The following is a 13,987-nucleotide window of genomic DNA, read 5'->3' as shown; positions in this document are numbered from 1 at the left end:
CGCCCCCGTGAGGCCGGCGCCGCCGCCGGAAGGCGACGACGCCGGAACGGCCCGATGGTTGCGTCAGACGCCGGCGGCGGCGGCGTTCAATGCGTCGAGGTGCTCGGTGGCCTCGAGGTACTCGTTGACCCAGCGCTCGATCACGGCGCCGGTCTTCTCGACCTTCTCGAACTGGCCGACCACCTGGCCCACCGGGTTGAAGGCCACGTCGACGGTCTGGTCGGGGTAGCGGTGGGTGGCGGACACGGCCATTCCCGAGACCATGTACTGCAGCGGCATGCCGAGGGGCTCGGGGTTGCCCTCGGTCTGCCAGGCCTCGGTCCAGTCGTTGCGCAGCATGCGGCAGGGCTTGCCGGTGAACGAGCGGGAGCGGACGGTGTCGCGCGAGCCGGCCTCGATGTAGGCGTTCTGCTGCACGGGCGTGTTCTCGGACTCCTCGACCATCAGCCACTGCGAGCCCGACCAGGCGCCCTGGCAGCCGAGGGCGAGCGCCGCCGCGATCTGCTGGCCACTGCCGATGCCGCCGGCGGCGAGCACCGGGCGGGGGGCCACGGCCTTGACCACCTGGGGCCACAACACGATGGAGCCGACTTCACCGCAGTGGCCGCCGCCCTCGCCGCCCTGGGCGATGATGATGTCGACGTCGGCGGCGGCGTGCTTCATGGCCTGGTACGGCGAGCCGCAGAGGGCGGCGACCTTCCGGCCGGCCTCGTGGATGTGGGTGATCATGTCCGGCGGCGGGGTGCCGAGGGCGTTGGCGATCAGCGTCATCTTCGGGTGCTGGAGGGCGATCTCGACCTGCGGGGTGGCCGTGGCCTCCGTCCAGCCGAGGAGCTGGAGGGTGTTGTCGTCGGCGTCGTCCACCGGCACGCCGTGGTCGCGCAGCAGGTTGCGGGCGAAGTCGAGGTGGCCCTGGGGGACCATGTCCTGGAGCATCTTCGTCAGATCCTCGGTCGACATGTCGGCGTCCATGCCCTCGTACTTGTTGGGGATGACGATGTCGACGCCGTAGGGGTGGTCGCCGATGTGCTCGTCGATCCAGTTCAGCTCGATCTCGAGCTGCTCGGGCGAGAAGCCCACGGCGCCGAGCACGCCGAAGCCGCCGGCCTTGGACACCGCGACGACGACGTCACGGCAGTGGGTGAAGGCGAAGATGGGGAACTCGATGCCGAGCTCGTCACAGAGGGGGGTGCGCATGGTGGTGGCTGCCTTTCGAGGTTGGGAGGTTCAGAGGTTTCGGGTCGCGGGGAGGCTCGTCACCAGGTGACGGGCATCCGCTTGATGCCGTTGACGAAGTCGCTGCGGAGCCGGGCGGGGGGACCCGCCAGCTCGATGTTCGGGAGGCGGTCGACGATCTGGCGCATGGTGGCCTTGATCTCGGCCCGGGCCAGGCTGGCGCCCAGGCAGTAGTGCACGCCGCCGCCGCCGAAGGTCACGTGGTCGTTCGGGGTGCGGCCCACGTCGAAGGTGTGCGGGTCGTCGAAGACGTCCTCGTCGCGGTTGGCCGACGCGTAGTACATGACGACCTTGTCGCCGGCCTTGAGGGGCACGCCGCGGAGCTCGGTGTCGTGGCGGACGGTGCGGCGGAAGTTGTGGATCGACGAGCCGTACCGGAGCATCTCCTCGACCCCGGTGTCCCAGAGCGACGGGTCGTCGCGGAGGCGCTGGGCCTGGTCGGGGTTGTCCAGCAGCGCCAGCAGCGAGAGGTTGATGAGGTTGCGGGTGGTCTCGTTGCCGGCCACGACGAGGCTGATGAAGAAGAGGTTCAGCTCCATGTTGTCGAGGCGCTCGCCGTCGAGCTCGGCCTCGACGAGGGCGGTCATGAGGTCGTCGCGGGGGTTCTGGCGGCGGTCCTCGGCGACCGCGTCGCACAGGGCGTAGACCTCCATGGAGGCCAGCTCGGGGTTGACGTGGGCGTACTCGGGGTCGTCACGAGACCCGATGAGGAGGTTCGAGGCCTCGAACATGCGCGGCCACTCCTCCTTCTCCAGGCCGATCATCTCGCAGATCATCTGGACGGGGACCTGGCCGGCGATCTCGGACACGAACTCGGCCTCGCCACGGTCGATGACGTCGTCGATGACCCGCTCGGCGCGCTGCTCGATGTCCTCGACCAGCCGGGCCACCATCCGGGGCGTGAAGGCCCGCGAGACGAGGCGGCGGACCCGGTTGTGCTTGGGCGGGTCCATGTTGAGGATCGACAGGCTGAGCTGCGCCATCGACTCCTCGTCCTGGGTGGGGATGAAGGTGGCGCCCAGTTCGCTGGAGAAGGTCTCCCAGTCGTGGCTGATCTGGCGGACGTCGGCGTGCTTGGTGACGGCCCAGAACCCGGTGTCGTCGGGCTCGGGGTGCCAGTAGACGGGGGCCTCGCGGCGGAGGCGGTCGAACTGGTCGTGGGGGATGCCCCGGCCCCAGGTCTCGGCGAGGAGGTCGATCCCCTCGAGCTCGGTCATGGTCATGAGGTTGCTGCTCCTGTCATGGGGTCGATCGCATGGGTGGTGCCCGCCACGACGCCCACGAGGGCGCTGACGGCGAGCTCATCGGTGACGGTGGCGGGGTCGACGCGGCGCATGAGCTCGAGGCCCAGCAGCACCCCGATGACGGCGGGGCCAACCTCAGGAGAGGCGTCTCCCGACCGGTCGGCGAGGGCGACGATGCCTCGCCAGGCGCCGCGGTAGCGGCGCACCAGGTGCTCGCGGGCGTCGGGGTTGCGGGCCGCGTGGGTCCACAGCTCGAGCTCGAGGCTGATCCAGCGGTCGCCGCCCACGACCGGCTCGGACACGTTGCGCCACAGCACGCCGAGGCGCTCCTCGAGGGTGGTGGCGGTGGCCAGCTCGGCCCCGATCACCACGCCGAGCTCCTCCACCCAGGTGTCGAGGAGGGCGAAGAGCACCCCGGCCTTGCCGCCGAAGTGGTCGTACACCGCACCGGAGGTGCGGTCGGCCCGCTCGGCGATGGCGTCGATGGAGGTGCCGTCGACGCCGCGCTCCGCGAAGAGCTCCGCTGCGGCGAGCAGCAGCCGGCGGCGGGTGTCGGCCCGCCGTTCCCCCTGGGTGGCCACGCAGAAAGGATAGGACGTCCTATCTATCTTGGGCAACCGATGAAAAGGGGGCGGCCGTGCCCCGGGCGCCGGCCGGGTCGGTCAGACTGGCGTCATGCGCACCGGGGGGAAGTTCCTGGCCCTGCTCGTCTCGCTGCTGTTGTTGGGAGCGGCCTGCTCGAGCGACGACGGCGGGGGAGGCGACGCCGGCGGGGACACCGACGCCACGGCCGCCGACGGGCCCTACGAGGCCACCATCCGGCGCACCGCGCACGGAGTGGCCCACATCTCGGCCGAGGACCTCGGCAGCCTCGGCTTCGGCCAGGGCTACGCGTTCGCCGAGGACCACCTCTGCACCCTCGCCGACCAGATCGTGAAGGTGCGCGGCGAGCGGTCCCGCTGGCACGGCGCCGGCGAGGAGGACGCCAACCTCAACAGCGACCTCGCCTACCGCCAGCTCGACCTGGTGGGCCTGGCCGAGGCCGCCCTCCCGGACATCGACGCCGACGCCCGCGCCGTGATCCAGGGCTACGCCGCGGGCTACAACGCGTACCTCGAGGAGACGGGCGTCGACGAGCTGCCCGGCTGGTGCGCCGGCGAGGAGTGGGTCGAGCCCATCACCGAGCTCGACCTCGTCACCTACTACAAGGACCTCGGCCTGCTCGCGAGCGGCCGCAACTTCCTCGACTTCGCCGCCACCGCCCAGCCCCCGGCCGGCGCCGGCGGGGGGTCCGAGGACGAGGACGACGGCGCCACCACGACCACCGAGGCCGGCGCCGCGGAGAACGCCCTCGCCCTGCCCACCGCGGAGACCGCCGCCCTCGGGAGCAACGGCTGGGCCATCGGCAGCGAGCGCAGCGAGACGGGCGGCGGCCTCCTGCTGGCCAACCCCCACTTCCCGTGGACGGGAGAGCTGCGCCTCTGGGAGAGCCACCTCACCGTCCCCGGCGAGATCGACGTCTACGGCGCCGGCCTGCTCGGCACTCCCGGCGTGCTCATCGGCTTCAACGACGCGGTGGCGTGGACGCACACCGTCTCCGCCGGCAACCGCTTCACGGCCTACACCCTCGACCTCGTCCCGGGGGATCCCACCTCCTACGTCTACGGCGACGAGGAACGGGCCATGACGTCGACCGACATCACCGTCGAGGTGCTGGGAGACGACGGCGAGGTCACCGAGGAGTCCCGCACCCTGTGGTCCAGCCACTACGGGCCCATCATCAACTTCCCCGGGGTGGGTTGGACCGACGAGACCACCGTCACCTACCGCGACGCCAACATCGACAACGACGTGCTCATCGAGCAGTTCCTGGCCATGGACCGGGCCGGGAGCATGGACGAGTTCCAGGCCGCCCACCGCGACATCACCGGCATCCCCTGGGTGAACACGATGGCCACCTCGGCCGACGGCACCGCCTGGTACGCCGACACCGCGGCCACCCCCAACCTCAGCGAAGAGGCCATCGACGCGTGGCTGGGGGCCCGCGAGGACGACCCCCTCACCTCGCTCGCGTGGGACAACGGCGCGGTGCTCCTCGACGGCAGCGACCCGCTCTACGAATGGGTCGACGCCGAGGGCGCCCGCTCCCCGGGCCTCGTGCCCTTCGCCGACATGCCCCAGCTCGAACGGGACGACTTCGTCTTCAACGCCAACGACTCGTACTGGCTGTCCAACCCCGACGAGCCCCTCACCGGGTTCTCGCCCATGCACGGCGAGGCGGACGTGCCCCAGGCGCCGCGCACCCAGCAGAACGCGCTCACCCTCCAGGGTGACCCCGCGGCCGGCGTCGACGAGCTGGACCTCGAGACCTTCACCCTCGACGAGGTGCAGGACGCGGTGTTCGCCAACGTCAGCCGCACCGCGGTGGCGCTGAAGGACGAGGTCGTGGCCCGTTGCGAAGGGTCGTCCCAGGCCGAGGCCTGCGACGTGCTCGCCGCGTGGGACGGCCGCGACGACGTGGACAGCCCCGGCGCCCCGCTGTGGCGGGAGTTCATGTCGCAGTTCGAGTACGACGACGTGGTCGACGCCGGCGCCCTCTACGCCGAGCCCTTCGACCCCGAGCGCCCCCTCGAGACCCCGAGCGGCCTGGCGCCGGCGCCGCCCGCCGTCAACCCCGACCCGATCGTCACCGCCCTCGGCGCGGCGGCGGCCAGCCTCACCGACCGCGGCTTCGCGGTCGACGCCACCCTCGGCGACCTCCAGTACGCCGCCCCCAAGCCGGGCCGCATCCCCGTCCCCGGTGGCACCTTCCGCGACGGCACCATCAACATCATCGGGGTGAGCAGCAACAGCAGCTCCACCGAGCCCGGCGACGAGGCCGAGGAGACCGCGTCGGACACGTCGAACCTGTCCGAGTCGGGCTACCAGGTCCGCTTCGGTTCGAGCTTCATGATGGCGGTGGCCTACGGCGAGGACGGCCCTGAGGCCGAGGCCATCCTCACCTACAGCCAGTCGGGCGATCCCGAGAGCCCGCTGTTCTTCGACCAGACCGAGGAGCTGTTCTCCGTGGAGGAGTGGCACCCGGTGCTCTTCACCGACGACGCCATCGCCGGGGACCCCGACCTCACCGAGGTCACCGTCACCGGCGAGCGGGACGGGTAGCGGCGGAGGGCCTGGCCCGCCGCCGCTCGGTTAGCGTTCCGTCCGACATGGCCAAGCCACCGGCGGCCGACCCCGGCGACGGCAGGGACGCGGGCGGGCTCACCCGTCGGCGCGCCCTCGGCGTCGGCCTGGGCGCGGGGGCCGGTGCGTGGGCGTTGGGGTCGGGCACCGCGGCCGCCGAGGCGGCGTCGTCGACCACGTTCGACCCGACCGGTCTCCAGGTGGTGACCGCAGGCACGGTGCAGGACGCGCTCGAGCAGGTGGACGAGCGCCTCGAGGGCACCATCGGCGGACCGGGCATCATCAACGTGCGGGACTACGGCGCCGTCGGCGACGGCGTGACGAACGACATGGCCGCGGTGATCGACGCCCTCATCGTCGACAAGTCGTCGTCGAACCCGTTCGACTGGGTGCCGCGCTTCGATCCTGCGGTCGGCGGCATCCTCTACTTCCCGCCGGGCGTCTACTACTTCACGGGCATCATCATCGTGTGGTTCAGCGGCCTGCGGATCATGGGTGCGGGGGCCGGCCGCACCACCCTGCTCTTCAAGCAGACCGGCTACAGCGGCCCCATCGACTACGCGCCGAAGATCTGGTTCGCCGACCCGCGCGGTGACCGGCGCGTCCGCGACCAGTCCATCAGCGACCTCACCGTCACGACGGACCTGCTGCTCGACACCGCACCCTCCCGTGATGCGGGCGAGAGCCCGCTCCAGTTCTGGCAGGCCGACCGCATCGAGATCGCCCGGGTCGAGGTGGTGGACAGCCCGGCGTTCGGGATCTCCATCACCGACGCGACCGACTGCGTGGTCAAGGACTGCCACGTGCACGACATCCACATCGACGGCATCCACCTGAAGGGCGTGACCCGGGGCCTCGTGCACGGCTGCCTGGTGGACCACACCGGCGACGACGCGATCGCCGTGAGCGGCGGGTCCCAGGCCGACCACGAGTCCCTGCTCAGCAGCCAGGTGGTCGTGTCGTCGAACGTCGTCTCCCGGAGCGGGTCGCGGGGGATCTGCGTGTTCGGGGCCGACGGCGTGGTCGTCAGCGACAACACGGTCAAGGACACCCACCAGGCCGGCATCGGCATCCTGCCGGATCGCAACAACGGCAACACCCGTCACGTGGTCATCCGGGGCAACCACATCGACGGGGTCGGTCTCTATGGCGAGGACACCGACGTGCTGTGGGGTGCGGGGATCCCTGCGGCGATCTCGGTGGGCAGCCCCTTCGACTCGGACACGCCCGACCAGACCGTCGACGACGTCCTCGTCGAGGGCAACCTGGTCAACGACTGCCGCAACGGGTTCGTCCTCATCGAGCGGGCGAGCGACGTCAAGGTGGCCGGCAACCAGTTCTACGGGCCCATCACGGTGGCGCAACCGGCCCCTGGCTCGCACCAGCAGGCGGGGACGGGCTCCGGCCAGATACTCGTGCCGTCGCCTCCCTACAGCGGCGGCGGGACGCCGGTCTACCCGGCGGTTCGGGTGCGCCGGGCCAAGCGGGTGCGCATCGACAACAACCTGGTGCGCCCGGCCAGCAACGAGCGCGCCTTCCTCGTCGAGGGGCCGACGGCCGCCGAGGTGGTACGGGCCCGCGTGTCCGACAATTCGATCGACCGTGGCACGTCACCCCCGCTGGGCACCGGCGGCGTCGACGAGATCGCCATCGGGCCGGCCGGCGTGGTGGCCTACCAGGGCGGCAACGACGTCAACGGGTTGGCCATCGCCCCGGCGAGCACCCCCGCCTGAACGCTGAGGCGCGTGCGCTCCGGTTCGTGAGGCTCGACGGTGACGAGCGCGTCGACACCGGTGATGGCCAGCAGGTGCCGGAACTGGGGGCTGGGCGATCGGACGACGACGTGGCCCCCGTTGGCCGTGACCGAGCGCTGGGCTCGGACGAGCAGGGCCAACCCGGTGGAGTCCACGAACGTGACCCGGGCCATGTCCATGACGACGAGCCCACCGTCACAGGCCCGGATCTCCCGGTCGACGAGCTCGATGAGCTGCGGACAGGTGGCGAGGTCGATCTCGCCCGCCAGCTCGATGACGATCTCGTTGGCGAGTCGAGGGTCGTTGGTGGGCTTGCCGGGGAGCAGGTCAGACATGGCCGATGATCCTTCGAAGGGAAACGATCTTCAGCGCTGTGGACTCAACGGCGAGATGCAGTTTCACCCTATGGCCGGGTCGGCGAAGCGTCAACGCCCCCGCCGACGGACCATCCATGAGTTCAATGACGGCGGTTGTTCGCGACAGTGGCCATGGTGCGGCGCTTTGATACGGGTGAAGTGGGGTCCGACCGGCGAATCTTTCGTTGAGAAGTCTGACAACCTGGAGTCCGCCATGACGGGAGCCTCCGCCATCACGCGGCGGCGTCGGACGTTCTCAGCGAGGACGCGGGCGTGTCGAGGGTAGCGTCGTCGGGCATGGAGCCGAAGGTAGCCATGGCCTCTGACTGCAACCAGAACCTACCCGTGGGGGGGAAGGCACCGGGTTGTCAGCACGGCGGTCGCAAGTGAAGGCGCTAGCTACCTCATTCGGTGCTGGATACTTTGCCGGCAAGAGGAGCTCGAGGTCGAGGTCCCCGTTTATTCGCTTTCCACCGGCTGGCGTCGTACGAGACCGTTATGAAGGCATTCTCGAGGCCAGTCTGCCCTCGTTTCTCATGTTCGACGGACTCGTTGTTGACGAGCTCACAATGGAGATGCTCTTTGCCATCCCGAGCGGCCACCCCTACTCGGAGGTTGGCCGGACTTACTACGCGTTAGAGGCCGAGGGCTTCATCACACGTGCCAACTACGACTCCCTTATCCAGCCCCATGTCGAAGCCATTAAGCGGATTACGCGTGCTGAGGCACTCGACCTGGGTCCGTGGCTCACGGCAACACGGGAGTCAGTTTCTCTATGGCAGGACTGGATCGGCGCGTACTCGAAGCGAGCAGCTAGAGGGTCAGACGAGCACATGTTCAATGGGTTTCTCCCGTCTAACGACGAGCCGAGCGCCTCCACACACTTGATCCCTGACGCGCCCCCAGGCCTCACAGTAGGAATTCTTTCGGAGGCGGTTGCCAATGCGGTCCACCACGGTGCGCTGCTCGACCTTCCCCTGCACCATGAGGAAGTTCAATGGCCGGACTCCTACGGCGTGGAAGACGGTGCGTTGGACGTCTGGCGACTAGTAACGACCTACCTGCAACTGGTCAATGCCAATATCATTCTAGCTGCCGAGACAAATACAGTCGTTCATGACTGGCCAGATTTCGCACCGTTCTACGAGAAGAAGTTCGAGATGGCTCCAGACTCAGTCTTAATGCAGCGATCAGCCGAAGTCTGCGGTAGGGTTCTTGAAATCACATTTCCAGAATATCGCCTCGAGAGTGCGAAGCAGTTCCTGGCGATTGTAAAGGATCCACGCGTTAAGGAGCTTCGGGGGTTTGTCGCAGAGGCTGTTGCGAACAATGACACAGTTGACGCCGACCTCGGTCGGAGGGTGTTGTTCGAGGCACTCACAGCGGAGCTTCGCCTGGGGCGGTTGCGACGCTTGGTGTCGGTAGCTTCAGCGCCGCTGTCCTTCATCCCGTTCGTCGGTAACCCCGCGCAACTTGCTGCCACAGAACTCCTCGACAGGATCGCGTCTCGCAGGGCACCCCGTGAGCACAAGTGGGTACTTATGGTACAAAAGTACCTTTCCGGCAAGGCGAGTAGATCCCTGTAGTTGTGGATCCTAACGTGGCGGTTCCCCGTAGTTGAAGGCTGCGAACTGCGGCGTTCGAATCTGCAATTCAGGTGAGGTTCTGTCCTAGGTGCGGGCACGACCTCGGCGTCCACCTCCCTCGAGGACGCGTTCGCGGGGGCAGCAGCGCTGTCCCAGGTCTGCTCGAAGGCCGAAGCGAGTCTGCGGCTCGCTGGGTGGTTCGATTATCGTCGTCGCCTCGAGGTGGAGTGAGCCGTTCCCTCGCCGGTTCCGTCGGCGGGTCCTCTCCGTCCTGCTTCGATCCTTCACACCGAGGCTTGAAGTGTTTCCCCTGGTCAGAGGGGACACATACGGGCCGTGACAGCACGCTGTCAGCGATCCGCCTCGCTCTGAGATGACTGGCCAGCGCGAGGCCGCCAACCACCATCGAAGGCTGGGACGTGCCAAGCGGCACCCCACTGCGCGCCCGTGCACGTTTTGGGCCTCGCCTGGGGCACCTACGTGCCCAACGCTGGCGGTACTACTGGGAGTTAGCCGATCCACCCGCGCCAGTTCGGCGGGAGCGGATCGATGTCGTCCAGGATCCACCTGTCGTCCCCGTCGCCCGGCGCCGTGCGTGGAGCATCGCCACCGTCGTAGATCCAGACCAGGTCGCCCGAGCTCGCCATCGCGAAGATCCAGCCCGACGGGGTGCCGGTCTTGGCCCACCAGGCTGTCCCGTCTGCGGTCACCTCGATCGTCGCTCTAGTGAGGTCGATGCTCGGATGGGTTGGGGGCCTCGTCGAGTAACGGCCGTCCACAACAAAGGCGAGCCGTTGCGCTGTCTGAATCTGGTTGAGGAGTTCGTAGGCCTCATCGAATCCACGGTCGTCACGCCGGCGGCCCGCGGAGTCGAGTGCGTCGGTGTCGGCCCACACGTTGAGGTAGTCGATACGCCGGCGTGACATCGCGGCTTGGAGCCGCGGGGTGGCGAAGTCGATCACCGCTGCGAGCAGGGACCACGCCTTCGCTGCGTTGAGTTCCGTGTCGTACCCAAGCTCGCGGCCGTGAAGCACCGCATGACGGGACACGGACCCACTGACCTTTGACCGGCCCTGGCCCTGGTCGAAGAAGGACCGGGCCACCGGCAACGACACGTCAAGGCCGGCCAGGGTGGCATTGTCAATCAGTGTGGAGCGCTTCGGTCCCGAGAAGAACTCCTTGCCGCCGGTGGCGTCGATCGTGATTCCGTCGACTTGAGCGAAGAGCAACGGCACAACGGCTGCGAACTCGCCGGCCTGATGGTGATCCCAAGCGATCTCGATCAACCGGGCCCGGTTGACGAGGACCTCGTCCGTGTCGCCTTGCAGATCCAAACGACGAAGATGCAGGTGCAGGTGCCGGGCATGGCGCCGCCAGCCAGCAACGAGGTGCTCGTCCGCTTGGCCAGGGTCTCCACGGTCCAAAGCCTCAAGAGCGAGACCGTAAGCGTCGAGCGGCGCGAGTCCTGAGAACGCCCAGCCGACAGTGCTGAGCTCGAGCACCGCTCGTGCCGCCGTGTGGAGCATCGACTCGACCTGAGAACGGAGTTCCTCAACGGCGGCTCGGTCAGTATGCGAGAGATCAGGTCGCTCGGAGTGCTCACGCACGACGGCGAGCACCTCTTCCGCCGCGCCTTGACGACGTGCTATCTCCGCGACGAGGTCCTGCATCGGCTCCTCTGCGCGGTCGGGTTCCGGCCCCTCGTCTGGCATCAGATGTTCCTTCCGGCGATCGTCTCCGCTCGGGTCGTCGTGTATCCCGCTGGGGCCACCGGCATCGCTTTGATGCTACGCGGGCCGAACTTGGCGGCATGCGGCTATGACCCGGGAGTCCAAGCCGTCAGGCTCTTGTGGCGTATGCAAGCCCTAGAGGTACCTCGGCAACTCACTACTGCACGACCGCCCCTCCGTACGGCGACGCAAAGTCGCCGCCGACGCAGAAGTCAGCGAGTACCGGCGCAGGTGACCCGATGCCGCGCTCAGGCCACGGATGCGCGCCCCGCCACGAAGCTCTCAGTGCCGCCGGTTCGGTGCGGCCCGCCCAGCCTTGGCAGCGGTCAACAGCCGATTGAGCTCGTCGAGGTTGGCTTCGCCCACACTCGCAGGGCCGTTAGCGAGAACGTCGAACGCCCGGCTACGGGCGAAGGATGCCCACGAGAGCGATGTGAACCCCGTACCGTGCCAGGTGGGCGCGGTGCTCCCGCAGCCACTCTGCTCGCATCCCTGCGACCTCCTGCTTGCGGACCCGACGCCGACGGGCTAGACGCTCGGCGTAGTCGGACTCGGCAGCCAGCGCGCGGCGGGCCAGAGCGACGAGCTCTTCGAGCGTGTCGGGTCCCGCGTCTGGCGTCAGCACCAGGGCGATGCGCTCGATCGTCGAGCGTCAGGTTCGCCGCTCACCCCGCTCGATCTTGCCGAGCCCCGACCGGGACATCTCGGCGCGATTAGCTCGAAGGCACTGGAGGGTGCCGCCCGGCGACGGCTCATAACGCTCGAGCTCTACAGCCACGTCGCGCCCGGTATGCAGGAGGACGGTGCGGCCGAGGTCGGCTCTGTCGTTTGCGGATGACGGCGACAGCCGTCGCTTCTCAGCGTTGCAGCTCGGTCACAAGTAGCGTGACCCGTCGATGGCGGATCCCGAACTCGAAGACCAGTCTGCCGGCCTAGGTCGCATAGGCATTGCTAGGCAGTCCGCCGTCGATCGAATCATCGGTTGGCGAGCGGAGCACCCAGGCCGGGTTCTAGATGCGAGTGGCTTGATCCTCCGCGAGGCGAATCTCAGCGGCGTAAATCTCAGCGGGGCCAACTTCAATGGTGCCTGGTTGGAGAGCGCCGACCTCCACGATGCGAACCTCCGCGGCGCCATGCTCGCCGGAGCGTACTTGCAGCGTGTAGATCTCAGACGAGCCGACCTGCGAGAGGCGGTGATCAGCGGCGCCGATATGAAGGGCGTCAATCTGCAGAGGGCGGATCTCCGAGGAGCTCGCCTCGAAAGAGCCCATCTCGGTGGGGCAGATATGTGCGGGGCCAACCTCGAGACGGCTCTTCAGCTCCACCTAGCGCGTGGACTTGAGTACGTGATCTCCGATGCGGACACAGTGTGGCCCGCTGGGTTTGACCCCGCAGATCCGTATGCGGCTCCACACCCCGAGGCAGACGATGTTCGAACGGGGCAGCTAGCCGAGCCTGAGGAGACCACGACCTATGCGTTCGGTGTCCTGCCAGCTCCGATCGCTGAAGCAATAGCGATGGCCTTGGAACCGCTGGAGGGAGAGTGGCGTCGTGGCCTGAGCGACGGGTACGAGGGTGCGGTGATCCGGCGGGTCGAGTCCTGCTTTTCGGCAATCAGGTCTGAGGCACGGTCGGGTCAGGCGGATGCCCTCACTGTGTTCCGTCAGTTGCAGATGCTGGCCGGAGCGCTGGGAACCGACGACAGCTCGCAGTGGGCTGAACTGGTAGTTGCCTTCACAGGACTCAGGACGCCAGAGGCCCCAGACGGTGCAAGCGATGCAGCCGCCGAGCTAGACGAGGCGATCGGGACACTAGAGACGGGCGAGGAAGATCAGACGCTCGCTGACATCGGCAGACGAGCTTTCGCCGAATCCTACGGCCAGGGCCTCGGCAAGTGGGCCGCAGGCCTCACAGCGGGGGTTGTAGCGGCAGGAGTGGTTGGGGCGGCCCACGTGGCAGTCGGGGCCGACATTGCCCAGACCGCCGTGGCCCTCGGACGTTGGGTCCTCGAGGTGCTCAAAATGTCACGAGGTCTCTAGTGATACACCGCTGTGCGGTCCGGTGTGGCCAACCGTGCCCACGGCTCAGCGGTGAGGGAACAGGTAGCGCCTGACGACAGCCACCACGCCGATCACCTCGACCACTGTGGCCGAGCCAACCGAGCATTACCCGCCGGGAACGTCCCAGCCCTTCCCTAGTCGGCATAGGCAACGAAGACCGCGTTGGCGATCAGCATCTGGACCGCCAAGAGGACGAGCAGACCCACGGCGTAGCCAGGCTTCAAGCCGATGTCCTGCGCTCGGTGGCGCACCTCAGGGTCATCGAGGGAAACTCGCGGTTCGAGATCATCGCCGAGCACGACGCCGGCATCCCAAGGGCGCTTCGAACGGTATCAGCGGACTGCTTGCGTGCCAGCCCACGGGCCGCCGCAGCCACGATCAGAGCTGCCGCAGTAGTGTCCACGCCACGTCCGGCTATCCAAGGCCGAGGTTGGCGAGACGGTTAGGTGAGCGCCTCTTCCGACACGCGGAACTCGTATGCGAGTTCGACAGTGCCTGCCTTCTCGACGTGTCGCTTTCGCACCACGTCTTCCGGCACCAGCAAGGTCGCGGCGAACTCATTCGCGACGATCTCATCATCGTCGGTTCCAGTCGAGGCGGCGCTGTCGCGGCGGTCGATGTAGCTGTGGTGATCCTGGCCGAATCGACGCATGAAGTGGCCCAGCTCATGCGCGGCAGTGAAACGCCTGCGGTTACGGGCGCTTCTGACTGATCCGTGGGTCGGTTCGGGCGGTTATCCGCGAGCGCACCCCGCCTGCTTCTTAGGTTTCGGGCTGTCTGACGGTCCGAACCAGGGAGGCAGAGCGGGGTGCGCGAACGGAGCGTATGGCAGCGGGCG

The 13,987-nt window shown here is 68.0% G+C and carries 10 protein-coding genes and 1 pseudogene; 4 read left to right on the top strand and 7 right to left on the bottom strand.

Translation table 11 applies throughout. The features are described from left to right. Positions 1-63: 63 nt before the first annotated feature. The 3 genes from JNK12_25295 to JNK12_25285 are packed head-to-tail and all read right to left on the bottom strand — an operon-like array spanning position 64 to position 3,061. On the bottom strand, positions 64-1,197 hold the full coding sequence (locus JNK12_25295) for a nitronate monooxygenase (protein ID MBL8779263.1): 1,134 nt from the start codon (positions 1,195-1,197) through the stop codon (positions 64-66). A 59-nt stretch (positions 1,198-1,256) separates the two neighbouring features. Continuing rightward, complete coding sequence (locus JNK12_25290; GenBank protein ID MBL8779262.1) at positions 1,257-2,453, bottom strand: cytochrome P450; 1,197 nt, start codon at positions 2,451-2,453, stop codon at positions 1,257-1,259. Between the two features lie 2 nt (positions 2,454-2,455). Next, a complete protein-coding gene (locus tag JNK12_25285; protein MBL8779261.1) occupies positions 2,456-3,061 on the bottom strand; it encodes a TetR/AcrR family transcriptional regulator in 606 nt (201 codons plus the stop codon). Positions 3,062-3,155: 94 nt separating this feature from the next. Here JNK12_25285 and JNK12_25280 point away from each other — a divergent pair, with 94 nt between their 5' ends. Both JNK12_25280 and JNK12_25275 read left to right on the top strand, forming a co-directional pair. Beyond that, entirely contained in the window at positions 3,156-5,642 is a 2,487-nt protein-coding gene (locus JNK12_25280; protein ID MBL8779260.1) for a penicillin acylase family protein, read from the top strand. Positions 5,643-5,689: 47 nt separating this feature from the next. Then, positions 5,690-7,396 carry a right-handed parallel beta-helix repeat-containing protein gene (locus JNK12_25275; protein MBL8779259.1) on the top strand — a complete coding sequence of 569 codons (1,707 nt, stop codon included), beginning with the start codon at positions 5,690-5,692 and terminating at the stop codon, positions 7,394-7,396. Here JNK12_25275 and JNK12_25270 read toward each other — a convergent pair. Then, the gene (locus JNK12_25270) at positions 7,336-7,752 is read right to left on the bottom strand and encodes an STAS domain-containing protein (protein ID MBL8779258.1); all 417 of its coding nucleotides are present in this window, start codon (positions 7,750-7,752) and stop codon (positions 7,336-7,338) included. The genes JNK12_25275 and JNK12_25270 overlap by 61 nt on opposite strands. A gap of 557 nt (positions 7,753-8,309) precedes the next feature. Here JNK12_25270 and JNK12_25265 point away from each other — a divergent pair. Beyond that, a complete protein-coding gene (locus JNK12_25265; protein ID MBL8779257.1) occupies positions 8,310-9,359 on the top strand; it encodes a hypothetical protein in 1,050 nt (349 codons plus the stop codon). A gap of 509 nt (positions 9,360-9,868) precedes the next feature. Here JNK12_25265 and JNK12_25260 read toward each other — a convergent pair. Then, positions 9,869-11,071: a hypothetical protein gene (locus tag JNK12_25260; GenBank protein MBL8779256.1), complete on the bottom strand. Its 1,203-nt coding sequence runs from the start codon at positions 11,069-11,071 to the stop codon at positions 9,869-9,871. A 914-nt stretch (positions 11,072-11,985) separates the two neighbouring features. Here JNK12_25260 and JNK12_25255 point away from each other — a divergent pair. Further along, a complete protein-coding gene (locus JNK12_25255) occupies positions 11,986-13,128 on the top strand; it encodes a pentapeptide repeat-containing protein (protein MBL8779255.1) in 1,143 nt (380 codons plus the stop codon). Positions 13,129-13,283: 155 nt separating this feature from the next. Here JNK12_25255 and JNK12_25250 read toward each other — a convergent pair whose 3' ends face one another. After that, positions 13,284-13,448, bottom strand: a complete 165-nt coding sequence (locus JNK12_25250; protein ID MBL8779254.1) for a hypothetical protein — start codon at positions 13,446-13,448, stop codon at positions 13,284-13,286. 143 nt (positions 13,449-13,591) lie between these two features. Next, a pseudogene (locus JNK12_25245) lies at positions 13,592-13,855 on the bottom strand (ImmA/IrrE family metallo-endopeptidase). Between the last annotated feature and the right edge of the window lie 132 nt (positions 13,856-13,987).

The organism is Acidimicrobiales bacterium (genome assembly GCA_016794585.1).
Taxonomy (GTDB): domain Bacteria; phylum Actinomycetota; class Acidimicrobiia; order Acidimicrobiales; family DATDAH01; genus JAEUJM01.
This window is presented reverse-complemented; position numbering and strand designations above follow the sequence as displayed.

Excerpts from the sequence above, each read along its gene's own strand:
- JNK12_25295 (MBL8779263.1), bottom strand. The coding sequence starts at position 1,197 with ATGCGCACCCCCCTCTGTGACGAGCTCGGCATCGAGTTCCCCATCTTC.
- JNK12_25290 (MBL8779262.1), bottom strand. The coding sequence starts at position 2,453 with ATGACCGAGCTCGAGGGGATCGACCTCCTCGCCGAGACCTGGGGCCGG.
- JNK12_25280 (MBL8779260.1), top strand. The coding sequence starts at position 3,156 with ATGCGCACCGGGGGGAAGTTCCTGGCCCTGCTCGTCTCGCTGCTGTTG.
- JNK12_25275 (MBL8779259.1), top strand. The coding sequence starts at position 5,690 with ATGGCCAAGCCACCGGCGGCCGACCCCGGCGACGGCAGGGACGCGGGC.
- JNK12_25270 (MBL8779258.1), bottom strand. The coding sequence starts at position 7,752 with ATGTCTGACCTGCTCCCCGGCAAGCCCACCAACGACCCTCGACTCGCC.
- JNK12_25265 (MBL8779257.1), top strand. The coding sequence starts at position 8,310 with ATGTTCGACGGACTCGTTGTTGACGAGCTCACAATGGAGATGCTCTTT.
- JNK12_25260 (MBL8779256.1), bottom strand. The coding sequence starts at position 11,071 with ATGCCAGACGAGGGGCCGGAACCCGACCGCGCAGAGGAGCCGATGCAG.
- JNK12_25255 (MBL8779255.1), top strand. The coding sequence starts at position 11,986 with ATGGCGGATCCCGAACTCGAAGACCAGTCTGCCGGCCTAGGTCGCATA.